The sequence below is a fragment of the Enterobacter sp. HK169 genome (genome assembly GCF_001719105.1).
Taxonomy (GTDB): domain Bacteria; phylum Pseudomonadota; class Gammaproteobacteria; order Enterobacterales; family Enterobacteriaceae; genus Enterobacter; species Enterobacter asburiae_B.
Map to the genome: position 1 here is coordinate 95,613 of NZ_CP017087.1, position 24,875 is coordinate 120,487.

Genomic DNA, 24,875 nt, shown 5'->3' on the forward strand with positions numbered 1-24,875 from the left:
GGATAGTAATTCGTTGAAATCCGGTTAGACTAAGCGCCGCTTGTTGGCTTTGCCGGGTGGCGCTTACGCTGACCCGGTCTACAAATCCGTATGGTTCTGGAAATTCACGTTAATGAACTTATTAAAATCGCTGGCGGCCGTCAGCTCGATGACCATGTTTTCCCGCGTGCTGGGTTTTGCGCGCGACGCCATTGTGGCAAGGGTATTTGGTGCAGGGATGGCTACGGACGCCTTTTTCGTCGCGTTCAAATTGCCGAACCTGCTGCGTCGTATTTTTGCTGAAGGGGCGTTTTCCCAGGCATTCGTGCCCATTCTGGCGGAATATAAAAGCAAGCAGGGTGAAGACGCGACGCGCGTCTTTGTTTCTTATGTCTCCGGGCTGCTGACGCTGGCTTTGGCGGTGGTGACCGTTCTCGGGATGCTGGCCGCGCCGTGGGTGATTATGGTGACCGCGCCCGGTTTTGCCGATACGGCTGACAAATTTGCGCTGACCTCGCAGCTGCTGCGCATTACTTTCCCCTATATTCTGCTCATCTCGCTGGCCTCGCTGGTGGGGGCGATCCTGAACACCTGGAACCGCTTCTCTGTTCCGGCGTTTGCGCCAACGTTTCTCAACGTCAGCATGATCGGTTTTGCCCTGTTCGCCGCGCCGCACTTCAACCCGCCGGTGCTGGCGCTGGCCTGGGCGGTCACCGTCGGCGGCGTGCTGCAGCTGGCGTACCAGCTGCCGCATCTGAAAAAAATCGGCATGCTGGTGCTGCCGCGCATCAATCTCAAAGATGCCGGGGCGATGCGCGTGATCAAGCAGATGGGGCCCGCTATTCTCGGCGTCTCCGTCAGCCAGATCTCGCTTATCATCAACACCATCTTTGCCTCTTTCCTCGTGTCCGGCTCGGTTTCCTGGATGTACTACGCCGACCGTCTGATGGAGTTCCCGTCCGGGGTGCTGGGCGTGGCGCTGGGGACCATCCTGCTGCCGTCGCTGTCGAAAAGCTTTGCCAGCGGCAATCATGATGAATATTGCCGCCTGATGGACTGGGGTTTACGTCTCTGCTTCCTGCTGGCCCTGCCAAGCGCGGTGGCGCTGGGCATTCTGGCCAAACCGCTGACGGTGTCGCTTTTCCAGTACGGGAAATTCACCGCCTTTGATGCCGCCATGACCCAGCGCGCGCTGATTGCCTACTCGGTCGGCTTGATGGGGCTGATCGTCGTCAAGGTGCTGGCGCCCGGGTTCTACTCGCGTCAGGACATCAAAACGCCGGTGAAAATTGCCATCGTGACGCTGATTATGACCCAGCTGATGAACCTGGCGTTTATTGGTCCGCTGAAGCATGCCGGCCTGTCGCTGTCTATTGGTCTGGCGGCCTGTCTGAATGCCGGGCTGTTGTACTGGCAGCTGCGCAAGCAGGATATTTTCACGCCGCAGCCGGGCTGGGGAAGTTTCCTGGCACGTCTGATCGTTGCGGTACTGGTGATGTCAGCCGCGCTGCTCGGCATGATGTACGTGATGCCGGAGTGGTCCCTGGGCACCATGCCTTATCGTCTGATGCGGCTGATGGCCGTGGTAGGCGTCGGGGTGGTGGCTTACTTTGCCACGCTCGCGGTGCTGGGGTTCAAAGTGAAAGAGTTTGCCCGCCGTACGGCATAAACGCCAAAAGGGGAGTTCACCTTATGGTGCTCCCCGCTGCATGATTTGTCGCACAGGCGTCAAATCGAAATCTTTTTAACTCCCGCAATACGCGCAGTCGCTGTTTGACCATCCGCACCGTACAGTCCGGTTTCTTTATGCGGTTTCAATACCTCAAGCGCCTGCTGATTACGTTCAATCTGACCTTCCAGTAGCCAGCCGTTGTGCTGGTTAAGGTCGCGCAGGTGCTGGGTTTTTTCGGTAATGGTTTGCCAGCGCTCAATAATATCGTCATTGGCGCTACGCTTAGGATCCTGCTCAGCGCGGCGCTGCTGCTCCAGATAATCCAGCGTCGCCAGTAGCGAACTCTTATCTTCAGTAATACGCTGCAGCGCGCTGCCGTTGATGTGACCGGAAGAGAGATGCTGCTGTTCAGCGTCCATTACCGTTTTCAGGTCGTTAAGAACAACCGTCATTTGATCCAGTATTTCTGACAGTCGACTCATACGGTTAGTTACTCTGTAAGAAACTCTGTGCTTCCTGAATCAGGGCGTCAGCGATTTTGCTGGTGTCCATTTTCAGCTCACCGTTACGAATAGCCGTTTTCAGCGCTTCAACACGTTCCATATTGATATCGTTGCTGCCTGGCTGCATCAGTTTTGCCTGTGCGTCGCTCAGGGTCACGCTGGTGCTGTTGGACGTTGACGGTTTTTCCAGACGCGTTTTCTGCGCAGGAGCGTCATTCGTTTCGCGAGGTTGTACAGCGCTTACCGGCTTCAGGGCTGATGTACGATCAATGCTCATAGTGTTGTCCTCATCGAGGGTTCGCGGCGTTTGCGCCTGACATCATCATTAGTGGAATATTTATCGGCACGCGCCGCGAAATCTTTAAAAAGATTATAGGTTAATCAGAATATTCCCATCAGAATCGACGGTTCCGCTCACCACCTGGCCTGAGGACATTCTGACGCGGGCGTTTTGCGCCACCGCGGCATTGTTTAACGCTTTCCCTTCACTGTTGATGCTAAAGCCATCTCCGTTGGCCACCACCATCACCTGTTGACCCGCTTTTACCCGCCATGACTGACGCAGCATTGAGAGCTGTATCGGCTGGCCGGGTGCGACATCGCGCAGGCTGACGGCGTCCTGTGCCTGGTTCATTTCCAGCATGGTGCGTGGAGGCAGCTGGTCCAGACGGCCGCGTTTTAACGTCACGCTGTTCGTCTGCAGCACGCTGCCGCGCGCAATGGGCACGGCGGCGACAACATAATTGCCCGTCGCCTGAACTGCAACCTGTAAATAGCGTTTTTCGTTCGCGCAGCGTGCCAGCACGTTCACATTTCCCCACAGCCGGGTGGTTCCCGTCACGCTGAATGACGGTTGGTCACAGGTCGGGTACAGATTCGGTGGGGTGCGCACGGTAACGTTAACCTCATCGCTAAAGCCCGCCAGCTTTTCAGCAAAAAAAGCCGTCAGCCGATCCTGTAAGCCTTCAGCCTGCACCAGAGGGCTAAAGAGCAAGAAAGTTGCCACCAGGCCACGTTTTAACGTTTGCATCGCAAGTTCCACCGTTTCCAGAGTTGAATGAATTCTACCTGCAGTGGTTTTGCATCAACGCAATAAATAGCGACGCATTTTGCGCTTATTCCGTCGATAGGGGAGACCGGGTGAGATTTAAGCTGTGAACTGAAATTTTGCCATCAGCGGAGGAGACATGCTCGATAAACTCGACGCCGCGTTACGTTTTCAGCAGGAAGCGCTCAATTTACGCGCCCAGCGGCAGGAGATTTTAGCCGCCAACATCGCTAACGCCGATACCCCAGGGTTTCAGGCGCGCGATATTGATTTTTCCAGTGAACTCAAAAAGGTGATGGAGCGTGGACGTGCCGAAGGAACGGGTGTTGCACTTGCCATGACATCCTCTCGCCATATTCCTGCTCAGGCGATGACCGCGCCAGCGACCGATTTACTTTACCGCATTCCCGATCAGCCCTCACTCGACGGTAACACCGTGGATATGGACCGGGAGCGTACCCAGTTTGCCGATAACAGTCTGAAATACCAGACGGGCCTGACCGTACTCGGCGGACAAATCAAAGGCATGATGAACGTCCTGCAGGGGGGGAACTGATAGATGGCCTTGTTGAATATTTTTGATATTGCCGGTTCGGCGTTAACCGCGCAGTCCAAACGCCTGAACGTGGCTGCCAGTAACCTGGCGAACGCCGACAGCGTAACCGGACCAGACGGCCAGCCTTATCGCGCCAAACAGGTTGTCTTTCAGGTCGATGCTGCGCCGGGCGCGGCGACGGGCGGCGTGAAGGTGTCTGATGTGGTAGAGAGCCAGGCGCCGGACAGGCTGGTGTATGAGCCGGGTAACCCGCTCGCGGATGCCAGCGGATACGTGAAAATGCCAAACGTGGATGTGGTGGGTGAGATGGTGAACTCCATGTCGGCTTCCCGCAGCTACCAGGCCAACGTTGAAGTGCTGAATACCGTGAAGAGCATGATGCTCAAAACGCTCACTCTCGGCCAGTAAAGGAGACATGCATGTCCATCGCCGTAAATGTGAATGATCCTACGAACTCGGGTGTTAATAACACGAAGAGTACGACGGGTTCTAACTCCCTCACCGGGAGCAATGCCTCCGATCTTCAGGGCAGCTTTCTGACGCTGCTGGTGGCGCAGCTTAAGAACCAGGATCCCACCAACCCAATGCAGAACAACGAACTGACCACGCAGCTTGCGCAGATCAGCACCGTGAGCGGCATTGAGAAACTTAACACCACCCTCGGCTCCGTCTCCGGGCAGATCAACAGTGCCCAGTCTCTGCAGGCGGCAAGCCTGATTGGCCACGGGGTGATGATCCCGGGAACCACGATTCTGGCGGGCACCAGCACCACTGAAGGCAACACCACAACGACCACCACGCCGTTTGGCGTTGAGCTCCAGCAGGCGGCTGAGAAGGTCACTGCAACGATCATGGATGCCAATAACGTGGTGGTTCGCACCATTGATATCGGTGAGCTGAAGGCGGGCGTTCACACCTTTACGTGGGATGGCAGCCTGACCGACGGCACTAAAGCACCAAACGGTTCTTACAAAGTAGCGATCAGCGCCAGCAACGGGACGACCCAGCTGGTGGCGCAGCCGCTGCAGTTCGCGCTGGTCCAGGGCGTGATTAAAGGAAGCGACGGCAACAAACTGGATTTGGGAACCTCTGGTTCCACCACACTCGACGAAGTTCGGCAGATTATCTAAGCCTTAACACTTATCAGGAGTAAGTCATGGCCTTTTCTCAAGCGGTCAGCGGCCTGAATGCTGCGGCCACCAACCTGGACGTCATTGGCAACAACATCGCCAACTCCGCGACCTATGGTTTTAAATCCGGTTCTGCTTCATTTGCGGACATGTTCGCCGGTTCCAAAGTCGGCCTGGGCGTGAAAGTTGCGGGCATCACTCAGGACTTTACCGACGGCACCACCACCAACACCGGTCGTGGTCTGGACGTTGCTATCAGCCAGAACGGTTTCTTCCGTATGGTCGATTCCAACGGTTCTGTGTTCTACAGCCGTAACGGCCAGTTCAAGCTGGACGAAAACCGTACGCTGGTTAACATGCAGGGCATGCAGCTGACGGGCTACCCGGTAGCTGGAACGCCTCCAACCGTTCAGACCGGTGCGAACCCTCAGGCGATTACTATCCCGAATACCCTGATGGCGGCGAAATCAACCACCACCGCGACGCAGCAGATCAACCTGAACTCAACCGATCCTGTTCAAACTGCCCCGTTCGATGCGACCAACCCGGATACCTATAACAAAAAAGGGACCGTGACCGTATTCGACAGCCAGGGTAACGCCCACAACATGTACGTCTACTACGTGAAGACGGCCAACAATAAATGGGATCTTTACACTCAGGACGGCAGCGTTGCGGGTTCTACAGCAGCGAAAGCGGCGCAGATGAACTTTGATGCGAACGGTAACCTGGCGGGTGTCTACAACTACGACGCTGCGGGTGTACTGAGCGCAACGCCAAACGCCACGCCGGCCATTAACATCACCACGGGTTCTGTCAGCGGTGCGACGGCGGCGACCTTCTCCCTGAGCTTCCAGAACTCCATGCAGCAGAACACCGGTGCAAACAGCGTTGTGGCAACCAATCAGAACGGCTACAAGCCTGGCGACCTGGTGAGCTACCAGATCAACGACGATGGCACCGTGGTGGGAAGCTACTCTAACGAACAGTCTCAGGTTCTGGGCCAGATCGTGTTGGCAAACTTCGCGAACAACGAAGGCCTGAAATCTGAAGGCGACAACGTCTGGTCTGCTACTCAGTCCTCCGGCGTGGCGCTGCTGGGTACCGCAGGCACCGGTAACTTCGGCAAGCTGACTAACGGCGCGCTGGAAGCTTCCAACGTGGATATGAGTAAAGAACTGGTGAACATGATCGTCGCGCAGCGTAACTATCAGTCGAACGCGCAGACCATCAAAACCCAGGACCAGATCCTCAACACGCTGGTTAACCTGCGTTAAGCGGCTAACAGGAAAGCGCAATGGATCACGCAATATATACCGCGATGGGCGCGGCAAGTCAGACGCTCAATCAGCAGGCCGTTACCGCCAGCAACCTGGCAAACGCCTCTACGCCGGGCTTTCGCGCGCAGCTTAATGCGCTGCGCGCGGTGCCGGTAGAAGGGCTGTCCCTGCCGACCCGTACGCTGGTGACGGCATCAACCCCTGGCGCAGATATGACGCCTGGGCAGATGGACTACACCTCGCGCCCGCTGGACGTTGCCCTGCAGCAGGACGGCTGGCTGGCGGTGCAAACTGCGGACGGCAGCGAAGGCTATACCCGTAACGGCAATATCCAGGTGAGCGCGACGGGCCAGCTGACGATTCAGGGGCATCCGGTGATGGGGGAAGCGGGTCCGCTGACCGTGCCGGAAGGCTCTGAGCTGACTATCGCCGCGGACGGCACCATTTCGGCGCTGAACCCGGGCGATCCGGCCAATACCGTTGCGCCCGTCGGACGTCTGAAGCTGGTGAAAGCGGAAGCCAAAGACGTGCAGCGCGGCGACGACGGCATGTTCCGTCTGACCCAGGCGGCGCAGGCGACGCGTGGTGCCACGTTACAGGCCGATCCGAGCATCCGCGTGATGTCCGGCGTTCTGGAAGGCAGCAACGTCAAGCCGGTCGAAGCCATGACCGACATGATTGCCAGCGCCCGTCGTTTTGAAATGCAGATGAAGATCATCAGCAGCGTGGATGAAAACGCGGGCAAAGCTAACCAACTTCTGGCTATGAGTTAACAGGACTCCTTATGATCAGTTCTTTATGGATCGCGAAAACTGGCCTGGACGCCCAGCAAACCAATATGGACGTGATTGCCAACAACCTGGCAAACGTGAGCACCAATGGTTTCAAGCGTCAGCGTGCCGTTTTCGAAGATTTGCTTTATCAAACCATCCGCCAGCCGGGCGCGCAGTCTTCTGAACAGACGACGCTGCCGTCGGGCCTGCAGATCGGTACCGGTGTTCGTCCGGTGGCCACCGAGCGTCTGCACAGCCAGGGCAACCTGTCTCAGACCAACAACAGTAAAGACGTGGCAATCAAAGGCCAGGGCTTCTTCCAGGTGCAGCTGCCTGACGGGACCTCTGCCTATACCCGCGACGGTTCGTTCCAGGTCGATCAGAACGGCCAGCTGGTGACGGCGGGCGGTTTCCAGGTTCAGCCTGCGATTACTATCCCGGCGAATGCCCTGAGCATCACCATCGGACGCGACGGTGTGGTCAGCGTGACCCAGCAGGGACAGGCCGCGCCGGTTCAGGTCGGGCAGCTCAACCTGACCACCTTCATGAACGATACCGGTCTGGAAAGCATTGGTGAGAACCTCTACACCGAAACGCAATCCTCCGGTACGCCGAATGAGAGCACCCCGGGCCTGAACGGCGCGGGGCTGCTGTACCAGGGGTATGTTGAAACGTCCAACGTGAACGTGGCGGAAGAGCTGGTGAATATGATCCAGGTCCAGCGCGCGTATGAAATTAACAGTAAAGCAGTGTCGACGACCGACCAGATGCTGCAGAAACTGACGCAACTCTAAGGTGTAGCCCGGTGCGGTAAACGCCGCACCGGCTCCCTGTTTTCGAAGATGAAGGCAATGCAAAAAAACGCGGCGTTTCGTTATCCGATACTGACTGTTCTGGCTGTCACCCTCAGCGGGTGTGCTTTGATCCCGTCTAAACCATTGGTCCAGGGTGCGACGACTGCCCAACCCGTTCCTGGCCCCGCGCCAGTGGTAAACGGCTCCATTTTCCAGACCGCGCAGCCGATTAATTACGGCTATCAGCCGCTGTTTGAAGATCGCCGCCCGCGTAACGTCGGCGATACATTGACCATTGTGCTGCAGGAAAACGTCAGCGCAAGCAAGAGCTCGTCGGCGAACGCCAGCCGCGATGGCAAAACCAATTTTGGCTTCGATACCGTGCCACGCTATCTTGAAGGGCTGTTCGGCAACGCGCGTGCTGATGTGAACGCGTCCGGCGGCAATACCTTTAACGGCAAAGGCGGAGCGAACGCCAGCAACACCTTCAGCGGTACGCTGACGGTCACGGTTGACCAGGTACTGGTTAACGGCAACTTGCACGTTGTGGGTGAAAAACAGATCGCCATCAACCAGGGCACTGAATTCATTCGCTTCTCGGGCGTGGTTAACCCTCGCACCATCAGCGGCACCAACACCGTTCCGTCCACCCAGGTGGCGGATGCGCGCATTGAGTACGTCGGTAACGGCTATATCAATGAAGCGCAAAATATGGGTTGGCTGCAGCGCTTCTTCCTTAATTTATCGCCGATGTAAGCGAGGTGACCCATGTTTAAATCGATCTTCGCCGTGGCGCTCGCGCTGGTGGCAACATTTGCCCAGGCTGACCGTATTCGCGACCTCACCAGCGTTCAGGGCGTTCGTGAAAACTCCCTGATTGGCTATGGCCTGGTGGTCGGTCTGGATGGTACCGGTGACCAGACGACCCAGACGCCGTTCACCACCCAAAGCCTGAACAACATGCTTTCCCAGCTCGGCATTACCGTGCCGGCGGGAACCAACATGCAGCTGAAAAACGTGGCCGCGGTAATGGTCACTGCGTCCTACCCGGCGTTTGCGCGTCAGGGGCAGACCATTGATGTGGTGGTCTCCTCAATGGGTAACGCCAAAAGCCTGCGCGGCGGTACGCTGCTGATGACTCCGCTGAAAGGCGTTGACAGCCAGGTCTATGCGCTGGCGCAGGGGAACATTCTGGTTGGCGGTGCGGGGGCATCCGCAGGCGGAAGCAGCGTGCAGGTGAACCAGCTGAACGGTGGACGTATCACCAACGGTGCGATCATTGAGCGTGAACTGCCGACCCAGTTTGGCGCGGGCAACACCATCAACCTGCAGCTTAATAATGAAGACTTCACCATGGCGCAGCAAATTGCCGATACCATCAACCGCAGCCGCGGCTACGGTAATGCAACGGCACTCGACGCGCGCACCGTGCAGATCCGCACCTCCACCGGCAGCAGCAACCAGGTGCGCATGCTGGCGGATATCCAGAATATGGAAGTGAACGTTCCGGTTCAGGATGCGAAAGTGATCATCAACTCCCGTACCGGCTCGGTGGTGATGAACCGGGAAGTGTCGCTGGACAGCTGTGCCGTGGCGCAGGGTAACCTCTCCGTGACGGTAAACCGCTCCGCGAACGTGAGCCAGCCGAATACGCCATTTGGTGGCGGTCAGACGGTGGTGACGCCGCAAACGCAGATTGATATGCGTCAGAGCGGCGGGTCGCTGCAGAGCGTTCGCTCCAGCGCCAACCTGAACAGCGTGGTGCGCGCCCTGAACGCCCTGGGCGCAACGCCGATGGATCTGATGTCCATCCTGCAATCCATGCAAAGCGCGGGCTGCCTGCGCGCCAAACTGGAAATCATCTAATGCTGACCGATAGCAAACTGTTGACCAGTGCAGCCTGGGACGCCCAGTCGCTCAACGAACTGAAAACCAAAGCAGGCAAAGACCCGGCGGCGAACATCCGCCCGGTCGCCCGCCAGGTGGAAGGGATGTTTGTACAGATGATGCTGAAAAGCATGCGCGAAACCCTGCCGAAAGACGGGATGTTCAGCAGTGATTCAACGCGTCTCTACACCAGCATGTATGACCAGCAGATTGCGCAGCAGATGACCGCCGGTAAAGGCCTCGGTCTGGCTGACATGATTGTGAAACAGACCGAAGCCGCGCAGGGCATTCAGCCTCAGGAACAGACGCAGCAGGTGCCGATGAAATTCGACCTGGAAACGGTGACCAGTTATCAGAACCAGGCTCTGACGCAAATGGTGCGTAAAGCGATGCCAAAAGCCACGGGCAGCGGCGATGAGCCGCTCTCCGGTGACAGCAAAGACTTCCTGGCGCAGCTTTCTCTGCCCGCGCGCCTTGCCAGCGAACAGAGCGGCGTGCCGCATCACCTGATTCTGGCGCAGGCCGCGCTGGAGTCGGGCTGGGGCCAGCGTCAGATCCGCAAGGAAAACGGCGATCCGAGCTTCAACATCTTCGGCGTGAAGGCCACCTCCAGCTGGAAGGGGCCAACAACGGAGATCACGACCACCGAATACGAGAACGGTGCGGCGGTGAAGGTCAAAGCAAAATTCCGCGTCTACAGCTCCTATCTGGAAGCATTGTCCGACTACGTTGGCCTGCTGAGCCGCAATCCGCGTTATACCGCCGTTACGCAGGCGGCGACGGCGGAGCAGGGCGCTCAGGCCTTACAAAACGCGGGCTACGCGACTGACCCGAACTATGCGCGCAAGCTCACCAGCATGATCCAGCAGCTGAAATCCATGGGCGAGAAGGTCAGCAAAGCCTATAGCACAGATATTGAAAATCTGTTCTGAAAGTTCTCAAGTCCCGGTGGAGGTTGCCGATAACCTTCATCAGGACTCGTGTCTGAACGTATAAAAGGAACCCCCATGTCCAGTTTGATTAACAGCGCCATGAGTGGCCTCAGTGCCGCGCAGTCGGCACTCAATACCGTCAGTAATAATATTTCAAGCTATAACGTGGCAGGTTACACCCGCCAGACCACGGTGCTGGGCGCATCTAACAGCACGCTGACCGGCGGTGGCTGGGTGGGTAACGGGGTTTATGTCTCCGGTGTCCAGCGTGAGTATGACGCCTTCATCACCAACCAGCTGCGCGCCGCGCAGACGCAGAGCAGCGGTCTGACGACGCGCTATCAGCAGATGTCAAAAATTGACGATGTGCTCTCCGATACCACCAACTCGCTCTCCACCACCCTGCAGGACTTCTTCAAAAGCCTGCAAACCCTGGTGAGCAACGCGGAAGACCCGGCAGCACGTCAGACGGTGCTGGGTAAAGCGGGCGGTCTGGTCAATCAGTTCAAAACCAACGATCAGTATCTGCGTGACCAGGATACGCAGGTCAATACCGCGATTGGGACCAGCGTGTCTCAGATCAACAACTATGCCAAACAGATTGCGAACCTGAACGATCAGATCTCCCGTCTGACCGGCGTCGGTGCGGGCGCATCGCCTAACGATCTGCTCGACCAGCGCGATCAGCTCGTCAATGAGCTGAACAAAATCGTGGGCGTGGAAGTCTCCGTGCAGGATAGCGGTACGTTTAACATCTCTCTCGGCAACGGTTACAGCCTGGTGCAGGGCAGCAAAGCCAGCCAGCTGGCGGCCGTGAAGTCCAGCGCCGATCCCGCTCGTACGACTATCGCCTACGTCGATGACGTGGCGGGTAATATTGAGATCCCCGAGAAATTTATCACCACCGGTTCTTTGGGCGGTTTACTGACCTTCCGCACGGAAGATCTGGATAAAGCGCGTAACACCCTGAACCAGATGGCGCTGGCCTTTGCCGATGCGATGAACACGCAGCATGAAGCCGGTTTTGATGCGAACGGTGATGCGGGCGGTAAGCTGTTCAACTTCGGTTCTCCGTCGGTTCTGTCCAACAGCAAGAACGGCGGTTCGGCCGTTGTTACGGCTTCTGTGGCGGACAGCAAACAGGTCCAGGCGACAGACTATAAGCTGCAGTTTAACGGCACTGACTGGACGGTCACCCGCACGTCAGACAAAACCAGCTTTACGATGAGCCCGGATGCCAGCGGCAATCTGTCGTTTGATGGCCTTAACGTCAACGTGAGCGGCACGGCAAATACCAAAGACAGCTTTACCGTGAAGCCTGTTTCCAACGTCATCATGAACATGGATCTCGCGATCAGCGACGAGTCCAAACTGGCGATGGCATCTGTGCAGAACGGCGGCGAAAGTGACAACCGTAACGGCCAGAAACTGCTCGATCTGCAAAACGGCAAAGTGGTGGGTGGAAATAAAACCTTCAACGATGCGTATGCCTCTCTCGTCAGTACCGTCGGTAGCTCAACGGCGTCACTAAAGGTGAGCAGCCAGACGAAAGCCAACGTGGAAACGCAGTTAATCAAGCAGCAGCAGACCATCTCTGGGGTAAACCTCGACGAAGAGTATGGCAATTTGCAGCGTTATCAGCAGTATTACCTGGCCAATGCCCAGGTGCTACAAACTGCCAGTACGCTCTTCGATGCAATTATCAACATTCGTTAAGGTTGAGGTGAACAATGCGTATTAGCACCCAGATGATGTATGAGCAGAACATGCGTGGGATCACCGATTCCCAGAGCAGATGGCTGAGCTACGGTGAGCAGATGTCCACCGGCAAGCGTGTCAATCGTCCTTCGGACGATCCTATCGCCGCGTCGCAGGCCATCGTTCTGTCACAGTCTCAGTCGCAAAACAGCCAGTTTGCGCTCGCGCGTACCTTTGCAACGCAGAAGGTCTCGCTGGAAGATAACGTGTTAACCCAGGTCAACACTGCGATCTCAAGCGTGCGCGAGAAGCTCGTTTATGCGTCGAACGGCACATTAAGCGATGACGACCGTCTTTCTCTGGCAACCGATATTCAGGGGATCCGCGATCAGCTGATGAACCTGGCCAACACGACGGATGGTAATGGTCGTTTTATCTTTGCGGGATACAAAACCGAGAGCGCACCGTTTGATGCCGCGACCGGGGATTACAACGGCGGCGCTGAGGCCATCACGCAGCAGGTTGATACGGCGCGAAATATGACCATTAGCCATACCGGCCAGCAAATTTTCGAAAGCATTACCAGTAATGCGGAACAGCTGCCGGGCGGTGGATATGGCCAGACCAACATGTTCAAAATCCTGGATTCTGCTATTGCCTCGCTGAAGACACCGATTGAGAACGATCCGGCTGCCGCAACGGCGCAAAGCCAGGTGATTGCCAATGCGCAAATCGGCATCAAAAACTCCCAGAACAATGTCCTGACGGTCGTTGCGGATGTGGGAACCAAGATGAACGAGCTGGAAAAACTCGACACGCTGGGTGATGACCGCGCGCTGGGTCAGACCAAGCAGATGAGTGACCTGGTGGATGTTGACTGGAACGAAGCGATTTCCTCTTACACCATGCAGCAGGCGGCCTTGCAGGCGTCTTATAAAGCGTTTAGCGATATGCAGGGCATGTCTCTGTTCCAGCTGAACAAATAACATCTTGACCTCTTGGAACATGTCTTGAAACTGGGCATGTTTTACTGCCCAATCCGTCTGGATTGGGCATTTTTTTTATGCAACTTCTGCTGATGCGGAGGTAACTCGTGCGCTTTCTATCAGACGGATTGCCAGCGCAATGACGCCACAGACCGTCGCCAGCGCGACCACGCCCGTCCAGCCGGCCAGCGAGTAGATATTGCTGCCTAACGCGGAACCCAGCGCCATCCCGATAAAGACCACCGTAAAGAGCAGGGCGTTGAGACGACCGCGCGCCTGAGGTTCAAGGCTGTATACCAGGTTCTGGTGAGCGACCAGGCTGGACTGCAGACCCAGGTCGAACCCGACGGCGGAGATGGCGATCAGAATCAGCTGTCCATGAACGCCCAGCGTGGGCATCAGGAACATCAGGGCGAATGAGACGGTCACAAGAGCGGCACCAATCTGCGTGACTTTTCCTGCGCCCAGTTTGTCCGCCAGACCCCCTGCCAGCGGGGCAGCTAACGCACCGGCGGCACCTGCAATACCAAAACCACCCGCTACGGCACTACCCAGGTGATAGCGTTCCAGCAGCATGACCGCAAGCGTAGACCAGAAGGCGCTGAAGGCAATCGACAGGAAGCCCTGAGCCAGCGCCGCACGGCGCAGCGCCGGATAGCGACGCCACAGATGCTCCATTGAGCGCATCAGCGCGGGGTAGCTCAGCGTGGAGTGAATGGCAAAACGGGGAAGCACAAACCACATCATCACCCCGACGAACGCAATGCTCGCCGCCGCCAGCTGGTACATGACGCGCCAGCCAAACGCTTCGCCCACCACGCCGCTCACGGTTCTTGATAATAAGATACCCATCAGCAGCCCGGTCATTACCGTACCCACGGTTTTCCCCTGTTTACCTTCCGGCGCAAGGATGGCTGCGGCAGGGACAATATCCTGTGCCATGGTGGCGGCCATGCCGATGAGCAGGCTGGCCAGTAGCAGAGAGTGGATCTGCCCGGTCAGGCTACAGCCGAGAAGAAACAGCGCCAGCGCCGCACTTTTTATCAGGATTAACGTCCTGCGGTCGTGGCGATCGCCGAGCGGAAGCAGGAACAGGATCCCCAGGGCATATCCCGCCTGGGTGAGCGTTGGGACCAACCCCATTCCTTCGATACTCAGATGAAGGTCTGCGCCCATCAGCGGCAGCAGAGGCTGGGCATAATAGATAGATGCCACGCTGAAACCTGCACCGATCGCCAGCATTAAGATTACCCAGCGGCTCACGGCATGGGCGGCGGTTGTTGTGTTCATAAGATGTACCTCATTCGTCGTGTGAGGTTATTTTTTATCAGTACGCCTTGCGACGGTAGCGGGCCCGGTGGTAAAACGCTTATACGTTAAACGTATAAGTGAAAATGCGATGAAAAGAGCTGAGCGTATAGACAGGGTGGAGCTAATGCGGACGTTTGTTCGTATTGTGGAGGCGGGATCCCTCTCTGCGGCGGCACGGCAGCTGGCTACTACCCAGGCCACGGTAAGCAGACGGTTACAGTCGCTGGAGACCATGCTGGGCGTGCGCCTGATATTGCGCACCACCCACACGACGCGGCTGACGGATGACGGCGAGCGCTGTTATCAGCACGCCCGTCGGGTGATTGACAGCTGGCTGGCGCTGGAAGATGAGGTGGGGCAGACGGAAGATGAGCCGGTAGGCGTGCTGCGGGTGCGCGCTCCTCACGCGTTTGGTCAGGACCAGCTTCTGAAACCCGTAACCGAGTTTTTGCAACGTTATCCGCAGCTTTCGATTGAGTGGATGCTCAACGATCGGTCGGCGGACTTCCTCGGCGACAACCTTGACTGTGCGATTCGGGTGGGCGTGGAAGTCGATCCGGCGACCGTGTCCGTGCTGCTGGCCGAAGTGCCGCGTTCGGTAGTGGCTTCTCCGGCGCTGCTGGCCCGTTTCCCGACGGTCAACACGCCGGAGGATTTGCAGCAGTTTCCCTGGATAGCGATTAGCTCTTTCTACCAGCGCCATGTGGAGCTTTTTCACGATGCATCATCCGCCACCGCGCGGATTGCTATTACGCCACGGCTGAGCACCGACAGCCTGTATGTCGCACGCAATACGGCGCTCACCGGGCTTGGCGTGGCGGTGGTATCCAGCTGGACGGTACAGGATGATATTCGGGAAGGGCGGCTGGTGCATTTGCTGCCAGAGTGGCAGCCAGCGGCGTTACCGGTGCATCTGGTTTACCCCTGGTCCCGCTATTATCCGGCACGCTTGCGGCGTTTTCTGGAGTTGATGCGGCAGGTCATGCCTGAGGTGACCGGAATGAGAAAGCCCGTGCAGCAGCCATAAAAAAAGCCGACCCGAAGGTCGGCTTTTTACTTTCAGCGTCGTTATTCGACAGACTGCGGACGCGTCGCCGGTGCAGTCGCCTGATGCGTTGCACTGTGGCCGCCTGCAGCGCCTTTACCGTCGAAGCTGAAGGCCGGGCGTACCCAGTCACTGTGACGCGGGGCTTCAGGCACGTAATCCGGTGCCGGGGCGCGCGTCATTGGTGCTGTCGCCACGTGGGCTGCGGCTGGTGCAGAAACAACCGGCTCAGGTTTTACCTCAGGCGCTTTCGCTTCTTCGACAACCGGTTCAACCTGAATCTCAACGTCCTGAACGACTTCTTCAGTGGTGGTTTCAACGAGGGTTTCTGCGGTGTCTTCCACTGCGGCTACAGGTTCAGCCTCTTCAGCGACTTCCTCAGCCACCACGGCATCTTCTTCGGCGATAAGCTGCGGTGCGGCATCAACCGGCGCGGCAATCACTTCTGGATGGGTGGTTTCAACTTCCACTGCGTGAGGTGCTTCAGCTTCAACAACCTCAGGTTCAACAACCTCAGGTTCAACCACGGTTGCCGCTTCAGTCACGACAGCTTCTACCGCGGCTGCTGGTGCAATCACCTCTTCGGTTACAGGCTGTTCTTCAACAACCTGCTCCGGGCGAGCAACCGGGTAGCGGATCCAGACTTTGCCGGAGGCCATTTCTGGCGAAGCACAGGCAATAGTCAGCGGCATTGGCGACTGAGTCGGGTAACGCTCGTCACGATAGCGACGACGGCGCTGGCCGCTGACGCGCAGATGACGTGGAGAACGACGTGAACGGCGCGGCATACCGGCGTTATCACGGTTTTCACCGTTATCATCCTGCTCAACGTTGTTTTCAACGACCGCTGGCAGGTCAACTTTTGCCACTTGTGTACCGGTTGCGATCTCGCTGGTTTCAACCGCGATAGCGCCTGACTCTTCGGTTGCTTCAGAGGCGAAGCGAACTTTCTGAGAAAGCTGGCGCTGCTTACGACGCGGCATAACCTGAGTACGTTCTTCCTGCTCGCCGTCCTGCTGTTCAACAGGCTCTTCGCGGTTCAGGTTTTTGACTTCCTGCTGTGCCTGACGCTTCTCGTCGTTACGGCGACGGCTGCGTTCACGGCGCGGCTGCTGGTCGTCACGCTGTTTGCTCTTCTCAGACTCATCGCCCGCCTGCTGGCGAATTTCACGATCTTCAACATTCGGCTGTTGTTTCTCGCGACGGTTGCGGCGGTTGTCTTCGCGTTGCTCACGGCCTTCGCCATTCTCAGAGCGGTTGTCACGGTTGTCACGGTTGTCACGACGCTCGCTGCGGTCATTGCGATCGCTGCGGTCGTTACGATCGCGGCGGTTGTTCTGACGCTTACGGCGATCCTGCTGACGCTCTGGCTTGGCTGCTTTTGGCTCTTCTTTCGGCTGCTCTGGCTGAACTTCTTCAGCAAACATCTTCTTCAGCGCGCCAAAGAAGCGGCTCAGCAGACCCGGTTGCGCCGGCTGAGCTTTCGCTACCGCGGCTTCTGGTTTCTGCGCTGCAGGTTTGGCCGCAGGTTTTTCCAGGGCTGCTTCCGGTGGTGCTTCAGGCATGATGAAGGTCGCTAATGCAGGCTGCTCTGGCAGTTTGCGCTCGGCTGGCTCTTCATCGGAAGGCAGGGACATCTCTTCTTCATGCAGCTTCGGCAGCAGGTAGCTGAGGGTGGTCGTCTCTTCGCCCTTACGCACGCGCAGCACGTGATAGTGTGGGGTCTGCATCTGATCGTTTGGCACGATGATGCAGCGAACGCCACCCTGACGCGCTTCAATCGCACTTACCGCTGCACGTTTTTCGTTAAGCAGGTAAGAGGCAACGGGCACCGGCACAATAGCGTGAACCTCTTTGGTGTTCTCTTTCAGCGCTTCTTCTTCAATCAGACGCAGAATGGAGAGGGACAGAGATTCGTTATCACGCACGGTACCGGTGCCGGAGCAGCGCGGACAAACGTGATGGCTGGACTCGCCGAGAGACGGGCTCAGACGCTGACGGGACATCTCCAGCAGGCCAAAGCGTGAGATATGGCTAATCTGGATACGCGCCCTGTCCTGACGCACCGCTTCGCGCAGACGGTTTTCAACCGCACGCTGGTGGCGTACCGGGGTCATGTCGATGAAGTCGATAACAATCAGACCACCCAGGTCGCGCAGGCGGAGCTGGCGGGCGATTTCATCAGCGGCTTCGAGGTTAGTGTTGTAGGCGGTCTCTTCGATATCGCCACCGCGCGTTGCACGCGCGGAGTTGATGTCGATAGCGGTCAGCGCTTCAGTGGTATCGATAACGATAGAACCGCCGGATGGCAGACGCACTTCACGCTGGAAGGCGGACTCAATCTGGGATTCGATCTGATAGTGGCTGAACAGCGGGATTTCACCGGTGTACAGTTTAATTTTGCTTGTGAAATCCGGACGACCCAGCGCGGCGATGTGCTGGCGCGCCAGCTCAAGCACTTTCGGGTTATCGATCAGAATCTCACCGATGTCCTGACGCAGGTAATCACGGAAGGCACGCACGATAACGTTGCTTTCCTGATGGATCAGGAACGGAGCAGGGCGGCTTTCGGCTGCTTTCTGAATGGCTTCCCAGTGCTTCAGACGGAAGCTCAGGTCCCATTGCAGCGCTTCGGCTGATTTGCCAACGCCTGCGGTACGCACGATAAGCCCCATGCCATCAGGCAGTTCGAGGCTTGCCAGCGCTTCTTTTAGCTCGGTACGGTCATCACCTTCGATACGGCGAGAGATGCCACCCGCACGCGGGTTGTTAGGCATCAGCACCAGATAGCTCCCTGCCAGGCTGATAAAGGTGGTCAGTGCGGCACCTTTGTTGCCACGCTCTTCTTTATCAATCTGAACGATAACTTCCTGACCTTCACGCAGAACATCTTTGATGTTTGGGCGGCCATGGGCGTTGTAGTTTGCGGGGAAATATTCGCGGGCGATTTCTTTCAGAGGGAGGAAACCATGACGCTCAGCACCGTAATCGACAAATGCAGCTTCAAGGCTTGGTTCAATGCGGGTGATTTTACCTTTGTAAATGTTCGCTTTTTTCTGTTCGTGTCCAGGACTTTCGATATCCAGATCGTACAGGCGCTGCCCATCCACAAGGGCGACACGCAACTCTTCTTGCTGAGTTGCGTTGATTAACATTCTTTTCATCGTAACTTACTCGTTATTCTTACATTGACGACAAAGCTGCGGGCAAGGTGACGCTTTCCGGGGTATGAACCGATGGCCTCGTGTCTGTTCACGTCGCCAACCTCACGGTTGTCGCTCGCTTAAGAGGCGCAGAGTGTCGGTTGCCTGTGTTTCATACGGAAACACAGCGCAATTATCAGGGGAATTGCCTGGGTAGAACTCTCCAGAGAACAATCCTTATACCGGGAAGTACTGCAACCCGCAGCCCGCTAACTGCCTGAAAGATCAATACGTCTTACGCCATTGCTGCGTGGATGATCGGTCAGACAAAATTGGTCATTCCGTCAACATCCTTACTTAACCAGGATTTAACACGGAAAACAGCCTCATTATTCCACTGCTCGCCGGGTTATAGCAAGATGACTTTTACCAATTATCACCCGGTTACTCACAGTTTCTTCACTTCAGAATGGCGATTGGTTTAATAACCACCAAATCGGTTGCGCGAAAAGGGGAGCTGGCCGAATAAAAGTAAATATAAGCATAGAAAAATGAGTGGCGCTAATGGCTGACGATATTTAGAATCGCCAACCATGAAAACAGAGACTCCAGCCGTAAAAATGGTTGCCATCGCCGAAGATGAAGCGGGGCAACGTATCGATAACTTTTTGCGCACCCAGTTGAAAGGTGTACCAAAGAGCATGATTTACCGCATCCTGCGCAAGGGCGAGGTACGGGTGAACAAAAAACGCGTGAAGCCCGAGTACAAACTCGAGGCGGGCGATGAAGTACGTATTCCGCCGGTGCGCGTTGCGGAACGTGAAGAAGAGACCGTTTCACCGAAGCTACAGAAAGTGGCGGCCCTGAGCGATGTGATCCTTTACGAAGATGACCACATTCTGGTGCTCAATAAACCGTCAGGAACGGCTGTTCATGGCGGCAGCGGTCTGAGCTTCGGCGTGATTGAAGGGCTGCGTGCCCTGCGCCCGGAAGCGCGTTTCCTTGAACTGGTGCACCGTCTTGACCGTGACACCTCTGGCGTACTGCTGGTGGCGAAAAAGCGTTCTGCGCTGCGTTCTCTGCATGAACAGCTGCGTGAGAAAGGGATGCAGAAAGACTACCTGGCGCTGGTGCGCGGTCAGTGGCAGTCCCATGTAAAAGTGGTGCAGGCGCCGCTGCTGAAGAACATTCTGCAAAGCGGCGAACGTATTGTCCGCGTAAGCCAGGAAGGGAAACCGTCTGAGACACGCTTTAAGGTTGAAGAGCGCTATGAGTTTGCCACGCTGGTGCGCTGCAGTCCGGTGACCGGTCGTACCCACCAGATCCGCGTGCATACGCAGTTTGCAGGGCATCCAATTGCCTTTGATGACCGCTATGGCGACCGCGAGTTTGATAAGCAGCTGGCGGGGACGGGGCTGTCGCGTCTGTTCCTGCATGCGGCAGCGCTGAAGTTTACCCATCCTAATACGGGGGAAGTCATCCGTATTGAAGCGCCGCTGGATGAGCAGCTGAAACGCTGTCTTAAGGTTCTGCGCGGCTAAGGTAAACGTAAAACGGCAACGAATGTTGTCGTTTTTAATGTTTGCTCCCTCTCCCTGTGGGAGAAGGCCGGGGTGAGGGCATCAGGCCGCAGTTTAGTAGGCCCATGCAAGCGAAGCGCCGCTGGGCAAAAGTCACATGGTCAGCGGATTACACTCTTCTCGCCTTAACATCTGACACAGGGAAATCAGCGGTAACCCCACCAGCGTGTTGGGATCGCGACCGTCCAGCTTGTCGAACAGCGCAATCCCCAGTCCTTCACTTTTAAAGCTTCCCGCACAGTTCAGCGGACGTTCCCGGCGCACATAATCCACAATCTCTTGCTCGCTGAGATGGCGGAAGTGTACGTCGAACGGCTCGCATTCGGTTTGCAGATGACCGGTGGCGGAGTTATAGAGTGCCAGGCCGGTATAAAAGGTCACGATAGTGCCTCGCGCCCGCAGAAGCTGCTGACAGGCGTTCTCCTCCGTATGTGGCTTGCCGGTGATTTCGCCGTCCAGCACGCAAACCTGGTCTGAGCCTATAATCAAATGTGCGGGGTAACGTGCGGCCAGCGACTGCGCTTTCTCCTTAGCAAGACGCATCACCAGATGACGCGGTGATTCGCCCGACTGTGGCGTCTCATCAACCTCTGGCGCGGCGCATTCAAACGGGATCCCGAGCTTTTCCAGCAGCATTCGGCGGTAGGGAGACGTGGAAGCAAGGACGAGATTTGGCATATTTTTATCACCAGATATAGCGTATCGATGCCAGCCATTTTAAACTACAGGCCGCAATGTGTGCGAATAATTGGCAAAAGGCAGCTCTGGTTGCCTTTTTCTTTGACTCTATGACGTTACAAAGTTAATATGCGCGCCCTATGCAAAAGGTAAAATTACCCCTGACTCTTGATCCGGTTCGTACGGCTCAAAAACGCCTCGATTACGAAGGTATCTATACTTCCGATCAGGCTGAGCGTATTGCCGAATCCGTAGTCAGTGTGGACAGTGATGTAGAATGCTCCATGTCGTTCGCTATCGACAACCAGCGTCTCGCCGTTTTAACCGGTGATGCAAAGGTGACGGTAACGCTCGAGTGTCAGCGTTGCGGGAAACCGTTTGTACAGCATGTTCACACAACGTATTGTTTCAGTCCGGTTCGTTCTGACGAACAGGCTGAAGCACTCCCGGAAGCGTATGAGCCGATTGAGGTTAACGAATTCGGTGAAATCGATCTTCTGGCTCTGGTTGAAGATGAAATCATCCTCACCTTGCCAGTGGTTCCGGTGCATGATTCTGAACACTGTGAAGTGTCCGAGGCGGACATGGTCTTTGGGGAACTGCCTGATGAAGCGCAAAAACCAAACCCATTTGCCGTATTAGCCAGCTTAAAGCGTAAGTAATTGAGGAGTAAGGTCCATGGCCGTACAACAGAATAAACCAACCCGTTCCAAACGTGGCATGCGTCGTTCCCATGACGCGCTGACTGCAGTTACCAGCCTGTCTGTAGACAAGACTTCTGGTGAGAAACACCTGCGTCACCACATCACCGCTGACGGTTTCTACCGCGGCCGCAAGGTTATCACTAAGTAATCACGCGCAAGCGTGATTAGGCTTAGTGAGGATTTCCCCGTGCAAACGGGGAATTTACCGAACCAGGCTGCGACGATACCTTGACACGTCTAACCCTGGCGTTAGATGTCATGGGGGGAGATTTTGGCCCTTCCGTGACAGTGCCTGCAGCATTGCAGGCACTGAATTCTAATTCGCAACTCACACTTCTTTTAGTCGGCAATCCCGACGCAATCACGCCATTACTCGCAAAAGCTGACTTTGAACAACGTTCGCGTCTGCAGATTATTCCTGCGCAGTCAGTTATTGCCAGTGATGCCCGACCCTCGCAGGCCATTCGCAATAGTCGTGGCAGCTCTATGCGGATAGCGCTGGAACTGGTGAAAGAAGGGCGAGCCCAGGCTTGCGTCAGCGCGGGAAATACCGGCGCGCTGATGGGCCTCTCGAAATTGCTGCTCAAACCTATTGAAGGTATTGAGCGTCCGGCGCTGGTAACGGTGTTACCGCATCAGCAGAAGGGCAAGACGGTAGTGCTCGATTTGGGCGCTAACGTCGACTGTGATAGTACTATGCTGGCTCAGTTTGCCGTGATGGGATCGGTGCTGGCAGAAGAAGTTGTCGGGATCAACACTCCCCGTGTTGCATTACTGAACATTGGTGAAGAAGAGACCAAAGGCCTGGACAGCATTCGCGAAGCGGCTGAATTGCTCAAACAGGTTCCCTCCATCAACTATATTGGTTATCTCGAAGCCAATGAGTTGTTGACGGGTAAAACGGATGTTCTGGTGTGCGATGGCTTCACCGGAAACGTCACGTTGAAGACCATGGAAGGGGTCGTACGCATGTTTCTTTCTCTGCTGAAATCTCAGGGAGAAGGCAAAAAAAGCGCCTGGTGGCTGATTTTATTGAAGCGTTGGTTACAAAAGAGCCTGACGCGGCGATTCAGTCACCTCAACCCCGACCAGTATAATGGCGCCTGTCTGTTAGGATTGCGCGGCATCGTGATTAAGAGTCATGGCGCCGCCAATCAGCGAGCATTTGCTGTCGCGATTGAACAGGCAGTGCAGGCGGTGCAGCGACAAGTCCCTCAGCGGATTGCCGCTCGCCTGGAATCTGTATTAGCTAAAAGTGACTGAGCGTACATGTATACGAAGATTTTAGGTACCGGCAGCTACCTGCCAAAACAAGTGCGTACCAACGCCGATCTGGAAAAAATGGTAGATACGTCTGACGAGTGGATTGTCACGCGCACAGGTATCCGTGAACGTCGTATTGCCGCGCCAGACGAAACCGTGTCGACCATGGGTTACGAAGCCGCACAGCGTGCTATCGAAATGGCGGGCATTGATAAAGAACAGATTGGTTTGATCGTGGTCGCCACGACGTCTGCCACGCATGCTTTCCCAAGCGCGGCATGCCAGGTGCAGAACATGCTCGGCATTAAAGGCTGTCCGGCGTTTGACGTCGCTGCCGCGTGCGCAGGCTTCACCTATGCGCTGAGCGTCGCCGATCAGTACGTGAAATCCGGTGCCGTTAAATACGCGCTGGTGATCGGTGCTGACGTGCTGGCGCGTACCTGCGATCCAACCGATCGTGGAACGATCATTATTTTTGGTGATGGTGCGGGTGCGGTGCTGCTGGGGCAGTCCGAAGAGCCAGGTATCATCTCTACGCATCTGCATGCTGATGGCAGCTATGGCGAACTGTTGACCCTGCCTAACGCCGATCGCGTTAATCCGGACAACTCGATTTACCTGACCATGGCAGGGAACGAGGTGTTCAAGGTGGCGGTAACCGAGCTTGCACACATCGTTGATGAAACGCTGGAAGCGAATAACCTTGAGCGTACCGCACTCGACTGGCTGGTGCCGCATCAGGCGAACCTGCGTATCATCAGCGCGACCGCGAAAAAGCTGGGCATGTCGATGGATAACGTTGTGGTGACGCTGGATCGTCACGGCAACACCTCTGCGGCGTCGGTACCGTGCGCATTTGATGAAGCGGTACGCGATGGACGAATCAAACGGGGCCAGCTGGTCTTGCTTGAAGCCTTCGGTGGCGGGTTCACCTGGGGTTCCGCGCTGGTTCGTTTCTAGTATAAGGAATAAAAAATGACGCAATTTGCTTTTGTGTTCCCGGGCCAGGGCTCTCAAACCGTTGGGATGTTGTCTGAAATGGCAGCACGCTATCCGGTAATTGAAGAGACTTTCCGTGAAGCTTCTGATGCACTGGGTTATGATTTATGGGCGCTGACCCAGCAGGGGCCGGCCGAAGAACTGAACAAAACCTGGCAGACCCAGCCAGCGCTGCTGACCGCGTCCGTTGCGCTGTGGCGTGTCTGGCAGCAGCAGGGCGGTAAAGCGCCAGCGCTGCTCGCGGGTCACAGCCTGGGTGAATACTCTGCGCTGGTGTGTGCCGGCGTGATCGCGTTTGCTGACGCGGTACGTCTGGTTGAACTGCGCGGTAAATTCATGCAGGAAGCGGTGCCGGAAGGCACGGGCGGCATGTCTGCCATCATCGGTCTGGATGATGCTGCAATTGCAAAAGCGTGTGAAGAATCTGCTGAAGGCCAGGTTGTCTCTCCGGTAAACTTCAACTCGCCGGGCCAGGTGGTTATTGCCGGTCATAAAGAAGCGGTTGAACGTGCGGGTGCGGCCTGTAAAGCAGCGGGTGCTAAGCGTGCGCTGCCGCTGCCGGTCAGCGTGCCGTCTCACTGTGCGCTGATGAAGCCTGCTGCCGAAAAACTGGCGGTTGAGCTGGAAAAAATTACGTTTAACGCACCGACGATTTCCGTTGTGAACAACGTCGATGTGAAATGCGAAACCACGCCGGAAGCGATCCGTGACGCGCTGGTTCGCCAGCTCTACAGCCCGGTACAGTGGACTAAAACCGTTGAGTTTATGGCCGCTCAGGGCGTTGAGCACCTGTATGAAGTCGGCCCAGGTAAAGTCCTCACCGGTCTGACAAAACGTATTGTTGACACCCTGACAGCCTCGGCGATTAACGAGCCGGAAGCGATGTCAGCGGCACTCTCGCAATAAAAGAGGAA

Annotated in this window: 25 protein-coding genes; 19 read left to right on the forward strand and 6 right to left on the reverse strand. The window is 56.4% G+C overall.

The features are described from left to right. The first annotated feature begins 112 nt into the window (after window positions 1-112). The gene (murJ, locus tag EnteroDNA1_RS00535; RefSeq protein ID WP_048975864.1) at window positions 113-1,648 is read left to right on the forward strand and encodes a murein biosynthesis integral membrane protein MurJ; all 1,536 of its coding nucleotides are present in this window, start codon (window positions 113-115) and stop codon (window positions 1,646-1,648) included. Window positions 1,649-1,707: 59 nt separating this feature from the next. Here the strand turns inward: murJ and flgN are convergent, their stop codons facing one another. From flgN to flgA, 3 genes are all read right to left on the reverse strand, one after another. After that, window positions 1,708-2,133 carry a flagella biosynthesis chaperone FlgN gene (gene flgN, locus EnteroDNA1_RS00540; protein WP_008500818.1) on the reverse strand — a complete coding sequence of 142 codons (426 nt, stop codon included), beginning with the start codon at window positions 2,131-2,133 and terminating at the stop codon, window positions 1,708-1,710. A gap of 4 nt (window positions 2,134-2,137) precedes the next feature. Further along, window positions 2,138-2,431, reverse strand: coding sequence for a flagellar biosynthesis anti-sigma factor FlgM (gene flgM, locus EnteroDNA1_RS00545; protein WP_023311133.1), 294 nt, complete (start codon window positions 2,429-2,431; stop codon window positions 2,138-2,140). A 93-nt stretch (window positions 2,432-2,524) separates the two neighbouring features. Continuing rightward, entirely contained in the window at window positions 2,525-3,184 is a 660-nt protein-coding gene (flgA, locus tag EnteroDNA1_RS00550) for a flagellar basal body P-ring formation chaperone FlgA (protein ID WP_023311134.1), read from the reverse strand. Window positions 3,185-3,341: 157 nt separating this feature from the next. Between flgA and flgB the strand changes: the two genes are divergently transcribed. The 11 genes from flgB (at window position 3,342) to flgL (ending at window position 13,238) form a co-directional block, all read left to right on the forward strand. Then, the gene (flgB, locus tag EnteroDNA1_RS00555) at window positions 3,342-3,758 is read left to right on the forward strand and encodes a flagellar basal body rod protein FlgB (protein ID WP_023311135.1); all 417 of its coding nucleotides are present in this window, start codon (window positions 3,342-3,344) and stop codon (window positions 3,756-3,758) included. 3 nt (window positions 3,759-3,761) lie between these two features. Next, window positions 3,762-4,166 (forward strand): flagellar basal body rod protein FlgC, encoded by a 405-nt coding sequence (flgC, locus tag EnteroDNA1_RS00560; RefSeq protein ID WP_008500814.1) that lies wholly within the window; start codon window positions 3,762-3,764, stop codon window positions 4,164-4,166. Between the two features lie 11 nt (window positions 4,167-4,177). Next, on the forward strand, window positions 4,178-4,888 hold the full coding sequence (gene flgD, locus EnteroDNA1_RS00565; RefSeq protein WP_029740349.1) for a flagellar hook assembly protein FlgD: 711 nt from the start codon (window positions 4,178-4,180) through the stop codon (window positions 4,886-4,888). A 26-nt stretch (window positions 4,889-4,914) separates the two neighbouring features. Continuing rightward, a complete protein-coding gene (gene flgE / locus EnteroDNA1_RS00570) occupies window positions 4,915-6,165 on the forward strand; it encodes a flagellar hook protein FlgE (protein WP_039261882.1) in 1,251 nt (416 codons plus the stop codon). A gap of 20 nt (window positions 6,166-6,185) precedes the next feature. Beyond that, complete coding sequence (locus EnteroDNA1_RS00575; RefSeq protein ID WP_033145205.1) at window positions 6,186-6,941, forward strand: flagellar basal body rod protein FlgF; 756 nt, start codon at window positions 6,186-6,188, stop codon at window positions 6,939-6,941. 11 nt (window positions 6,942-6,952) lie between these two features. Then, a complete protein-coding gene (gene flgG, locus EnteroDNA1_RS00580) occupies window positions 6,953-7,735 on the forward strand; it encodes a flagellar basal-body rod protein FlgG (RefSeq protein WP_008500810.1) in 783 nt (260 codons plus the stop codon). Window positions 7,736-7,792: 57 nt separating this feature from the next. Next, complete coding sequence (flgH, locus tag EnteroDNA1_RS00585) at window positions 7,793-8,491, forward strand: flagellar basal body L-ring protein FlgH (protein WP_024909015.1); 699 nt, start codon at window positions 7,793-7,795, stop codon at window positions 8,489-8,491. A gap of 12 nt (window positions 8,492-8,503) precedes the next feature. Next, window positions 8,504-9,601, forward strand: a complete 1,098-nt coding sequence (locus EnteroDNA1_RS00590; RefSeq protein ID WP_029740346.1) for a flagellar basal body P-ring protein FlgI — start codon at window positions 8,504-8,506, stop codon at window positions 9,599-9,601. Next, complete coding sequence (gene flgJ, locus EnteroDNA1_RS00595; protein WP_023311141.1) at window positions 9,601-10,554, forward strand: flagellar assembly peptidoglycan hydrolase FlgJ; 954 nt, start codon at window positions 9,601-9,603, stop codon at window positions 10,552-10,554. The genes EnteroDNA1_RS00590 and flgJ overlap by 1 nt, the downstream gene beginning before the upstream one ends. Window positions 10,555-10,629: 75 nt before the next feature. Then, complete coding sequence (flgK, locus tag EnteroDNA1_RS00600; RefSeq protein WP_069302638.1) at window positions 10,630-12,270, forward strand: flagellar hook-associated protein FlgK; 1,641 nt, start codon at window positions 10,630-10,632, stop codon at window positions 12,268-12,270. A gap of 14 nt (window positions 12,271-12,284) precedes the next feature. Next, the gene (gene flgL / locus EnteroDNA1_RS00605; RefSeq protein ID WP_033145208.1) at window positions 12,285-13,238 is read left to right on the forward strand and encodes a flagellar hook-associated protein FlgL; all 954 of its coding nucleotides are present in this window, start codon (window positions 12,285-12,287) and stop codon (window positions 13,236-13,238) included. A gap of 75 nt (window positions 13,239-13,313) precedes the next feature. On the opposite strand, the gene EnteroDNA1_RS00610 is transcribed toward flgL, so the two are convergent. Beyond that, window positions 13,314-14,528 (reverse strand): MFS transporter, encoded by a 1,215-nt coding sequence (locus tag EnteroDNA1_RS00610; RefSeq protein WP_069302639.1) that lies wholly within the window; start codon window positions 14,526-14,528, stop codon window positions 13,314-13,316. Window positions 14,529-14,673: 145 nt separating this feature from the next. Between EnteroDNA1_RS00610 and EnteroDNA1_RS00615 the strand changes: the two genes are divergently transcribed. Then, window positions 14,674-15,576, forward strand: coding sequence for a LysR family transcriptional regulator (locus EnteroDNA1_RS00615; protein WP_073001132.1), 903 nt, complete (start codon window positions 14,674-14,676; stop codon window positions 15,574-15,576). A 41-nt stretch (window positions 15,577-15,617) separates the two neighbouring features. Here EnteroDNA1_RS00615 and rne read toward each other — a convergent pair whose 3' ends face one another. Next, the gene (gene rne / locus EnteroDNA1_RS00620; RefSeq protein WP_069302641.1) at window positions 15,618-18,758 is read right to left on the reverse strand and encodes a ribonuclease E; all 3,141 of its coding nucleotides are present in this window, start codon (window positions 18,756-18,758) and stop codon (window positions 15,618-15,620) included. Between the two features lie 572 nt (window positions 18,759-19,330). Here rne and rluC point away from each other — a divergent pair. Next, complete coding sequence (gene rluC / locus EnteroDNA1_RS00625) at window positions 19,331-20,278, forward strand: 23S rRNA pseudouridine(955/2504/2580) synthase RluC (protein ID WP_021240761.1); 948 nt, start codon at window positions 19,331-19,333, stop codon at window positions 20,276-20,278. 132 nt (window positions 20,279-20,410) lie between these two features. Here the strand turns inward: rluC and EnteroDNA1_RS00630 are convergent, their stop codons facing one another. Then, complete coding sequence (locus EnteroDNA1_RS00630) at window positions 20,411-20,995, reverse strand: Maf family protein (protein ID WP_069302642.1); 585 nt, start codon at window positions 20,993-20,995, stop codon at window positions 20,411-20,413. A 140-nt stretch (window positions 20,996-21,135) separates the two neighbouring features. On the opposite strand from EnteroDNA1_RS00630, the gene yceD reads away from it, so the two are divergent. The 5 genes from yceD (at window position 21,136) to fabD (ending at window position 24,867) form a co-directional block, all read left to right on the forward strand. Further along, window positions 21,136-21,657 carry a 23S rRNA accumulation protein YceD gene (gene yceD / locus EnteroDNA1_RS00635; protein ID WP_014883375.1) on the forward strand — a complete coding sequence of 174 codons (522 nt, stop codon included), beginning with the start codon at window positions 21,136-21,138 and terminating at the stop codon, window positions 21,655-21,657. A gap of 16 nt (window positions 21,658-21,673) precedes the next feature. Continuing rightward, entirely contained in the window at window positions 21,674-21,847 is a 174-nt protein-coding gene (rpmF, locus tag EnteroDNA1_RS00640) for a 50S ribosomal protein L32 (RefSeq protein ID WP_003857964.1), read from the forward strand. An 80-nt stretch (window positions 21,848-21,927) separates the two neighbouring features. Next, window positions 21,928-22,962, forward strand: a complete 1,035-nt coding sequence (gene plsX / locus EnteroDNA1_RS00645) for a phosphate acyltransferase PlsX (RefSeq protein ID WP_060568787.1) — start codon at window positions 21,928-21,930, stop codon at window positions 22,960-22,962. 6 nt (window positions 22,963-22,968) lie between these two features. Beyond that, window positions 22,969-23,922 carry a beta-ketoacyl-ACP synthase III gene (locus EnteroDNA1_RS00650; RefSeq protein WP_023311150.1) on the forward strand — a complete coding sequence of 318 codons (954 nt, stop codon included), beginning with the start codon at window positions 22,969-22,971 and terminating at the stop codon, window positions 23,920-23,922. A gap of 15 nt (window positions 23,923-23,937) precedes the next feature. Then, window positions 23,938-24,867, forward strand: a complete 930-nt coding sequence (gene fabD / locus EnteroDNA1_RS00655) for an ACP S-malonyltransferase (RefSeq protein WP_033145214.1) — start codon at window positions 23,938-23,940, stop codon at window positions 24,865-24,867. The last annotated feature ends 8 nt before the right edge of the window (window positions 24,868-24,875 follow it).